Origin of the sequence: Mesorhizobium sp. M4B.F.Ca.ET.089.01.1.1, assembly GCF_004022605.1 — a bacterium.
GTDB lineage: Bacteria > Pseudomonadota > Alphaproteobacteria > Rhizobiales > Rhizobiaceae > Mesorhizobium > Mesorhizobium abyssinicae.
Window position 1 is genome coordinate 1 of the sequence record NZ_RZOS01000813.1, and the last position, 1,451, is coordinate 1,451.

General features: G+C 66.0%; 2 protein-coding genes and 1 pseudogene. All 3 read right to left on the bottom strand.

The window, feature by feature from the left end:
* Positions 1–165: 165 nt before the first annotated feature.
* Positions 166–348: a hypothetical protein gene (locus EN780_RS34120; RefSeq protein ID WP_127283666.1), complete on the bottom strand. Its 183-nt coding sequence runs from the start codon at positions 346–348 to the stop codon at positions 166–168.
* Positions 349–442: 94 nt separating this feature from the next.
* Positions 443–742, bottom strand: coding sequence for a hypothetical protein (locus tag EN780_RS34125; protein WP_127283665.1), 300 nt, complete (start codon positions 740–742; stop codon positions 443–445).
* A 491-nt stretch (positions 743–1,233) separates the two neighbouring features.
* A pseudogene (locus EN780_RS34135) lies at positions 1,234–1,451 on the bottom strand (ATP-dependent helicase); the annotation flags it as partial.

Here is a 1,451-nt window from a genome sequence, read left to right on the forward strand (position 1 = left end):
TGGGTTGGGCGGAGGTCGGCGGGCGCCGGTTTACGATCGGGGGTCGAACGCCAGAGAACGCGGGAAGGGGCGGGAGGTTCCATGATTTTGGGGGATACGGAGAATAAGGCGGGGCACCGGGAGCACCAGGGCGTTGCCCTTCGATAGGCGCAAGCCGGGCCGCGGCTACGGCACCGTGGTCGTGAGGACCTGGGGCGGCGCTGTTGGTGCCCCCGGATGGTGGGTCGAAAGCACGAGCAAGAGAATGGCAACGCCGGCGATAAGCGCGGCGACGACATTGACGAACAGCCGCCCGGCTAACTGCCCAAGCCGTTGTCGCCGGCTCATGGTGGCGGGAACGAAACGCATTGGCACCTCCCGCTAAAGCAGAGTCCGACACAAGGTCGGACAGGCGCTCACCGAAGCTCGACCTGAAGCCACGGTTCGCGCCACGCCCATGACGTTACCAGCCTCGGTGGTAGCCGCAGCTCCACACCCGCTTGATCACCAGGCGGTGGTGGTGCCAGCGCTTGTGCACCCTGACATGGCAGCGGTCGCGGTCGCGGTCGCGACGCCAGTGGCGCCGATTGTCACGGTCATAATCGCGCATGGCATAGTGGCGATGATGGCGGCGCCAGGAGTAATCATCGCTATAGCGCGTGCCGTTGTCGGTGGTGATGGTCAGGCTTGCCGCTTGCACCGGAGCCGTCACCGGCGCCAGCGTGGCCATGCCAAGCATGGCGGCGAGAACAACGTTCTTCATATCCGTCTCCTTTGCATTAGGTCTTGCTTACGGAAACCCGCCCGCTGGCTGATGGTTCCATCGCGATGGAGGGGCGTGCTGATACGTTTCGTGAGGAGGCCAGCGACGATGAAGGCTGGTCAGTCCGGGGCATGGAGGACGAGGTAGTCCGTCGAAACGGCGTTGGCGCCGGTTCCTCGCGTGACGCGCACGGTCGCCAACTGGTTGCCGTTGGCACCGCTTCTGGCTGTCGCCGCATCAATAGGCCGGCACCTGCCTATCATGCCGTTTCCGCGTAGCCTGTCGGGCAGAGCGGCGGAGCACTGAGCCATGTCCCGGTACACGACTGGCCGTGCCTCTCCCGGATGGCAGGATGCCATGTCCGGGCTGCAGGAAAGCAGGATCATTGCCGCCGCCGCTACAGGGTCCATCGTCGCGCTCCACGTCAATGCGGGTTAACGCCAGGTCCGGGCTTTGGTTGCCGGCAAAGGAAACGGCCGCGGGCGGCGGGCCTATTTCCACATGCCGCGCATGCGCGCGCCGAGGTCGACCTTGACCTCAGGCCGCCGGCGCGGATCGTCCTTCGCCTGCACGCTCGCCCAGGACGTCTGCTCGAAGGCGGAGAGCAACGAGGCCGGGATGAAGCGGGTGCGCGCGGCATAAACATGGCGGTCGCCGCGCGCCGCCTGGCCGTGCACGAAGAAGCGCTGCGGCATGACTAGGTGCAGCC

Bases quoted from the DNA above. Each gene is read 5' to 3' on its own strand.
- EN780_RS34120 (WP_127283666.1), bottom strand. From the start codon at position 348: ATGCGTTTCGTTCCCGCCACCATGAGCCGGCGACAACGGCTTGGGCAG.
- EN780_RS34125 (WP_127283665.1), bottom strand. From the start codon at position 742: ATGAAGAACGTTGTTCTCGCCGCCATGCTTGGCATGGCCACGCTGGCG.